This is a genomic window from Weissella sp. DD23 (assembly GCF_001579105.1).
GTDB classification, from domain to species: Bacteria; Bacillota; Bacilli; order Lactobacillales; family Lactobacillaceae; genus Weissella; species Weissella cibaria.
Window position 1 is genome coordinate 1 of sequence record NZ_KQ970429.1, and the last position, 815, is coordinate 815.

Annotated in this window: 2 protein-coding genes; both read right to left on the reverse strand. The window is 42.2% G+C overall.

Annotated elements, in window-relative coordinates:
• Window positions 1-5 precede the first annotated feature (5 nt).
• Window positions 6-362, reverse strand: coding sequence for a YveK family protein (locus WEIDD23_RS12050; RefSeq protein ID WP_062359098.1), 357 nt, complete (start codon window positions 360-362; stop codon window positions 6-8).
• Between the two features lie 143 nt (window positions 363-505).
• A partial coding sequence (locus tag WEIDD23_RS12055) for a sugar transferase (RefSeq protein WP_197458896.1) occupies window positions 506-815 on the reverse strand: 310 nt, incomplete at its 5' end.

The following is an 815-nucleotide window of genomic DNA, read 5'->3' on the forward strand; positions in this document are numbered from 1 at the left end:
CTTCATCAACAACGTCCCATCTGTATTGACAATGACACTTCTGAGCGCAACGTATCAGCTGATACCTTCACACCCTCAGCCTTCAAAGCCTTCACAGCTGGCTTAATCACCTTGTCATCCTTGGCAACCGTCTTGTATGTCTTCAATAACCAAGAGTCAGCCACGATTCGTGAATTTGGATCCTTCACGCCGGTGTTTGACTTAGCAACGTACATTGAGCGCGTTGCACTGTAGCTTGTCGCTGCAGGTTGCTTGTTCATCACGTACATGGCACCGCCACCAACAACTCCAAGGACAATAATCCACCAGGCATTGCGCAACATGTGCTTAAACAAATCAGTCACTGTAAATTGATTTTCCATCACTTCGTAGTTCCTTTATGTATATTAAAATTTTTGATGCTATAAATAGCAACTTCCCTTGAATGCGAAAAACTCGCCAATACCCAGTATACAGGAGTTTCGGCGAGTTTTATAGAACTGTCACGATTTCTTAATCTTAGAAATCACATCGCACCGTCACCCTTAAAGATGGCGAAAACGGTCATAAATAAAATTTTAAAATCAAACCATAAATCAGCATGGTCAACATAACTAATCTCTAGGTCAGCTCGTTCTGGGTATTGTATTTCGCTACGTCCACTCGCTTGCCAAAGTCCCATGGCACCTGGCTTCACTGATAAGAACTTATCAACACGATCACCGTATTCAATCAATTCTTTCTCAACAACTGGTCGTGGTCCAACAATACTCATATCACCAATCAAAATGTTGATAAATTGTGGCAACTCATCAATCGATGTCCGACGAATGAAC

Excerpts from the sequence above, each read along its gene's own strand:
- WEIDD23_RS12050 (WP_062359098.1), bottom strand. The coding sequence starts at position 362 with ATGGAAAATCAATTTACAGTGACTGATTTGTTTAAGCACATGTTGCGC.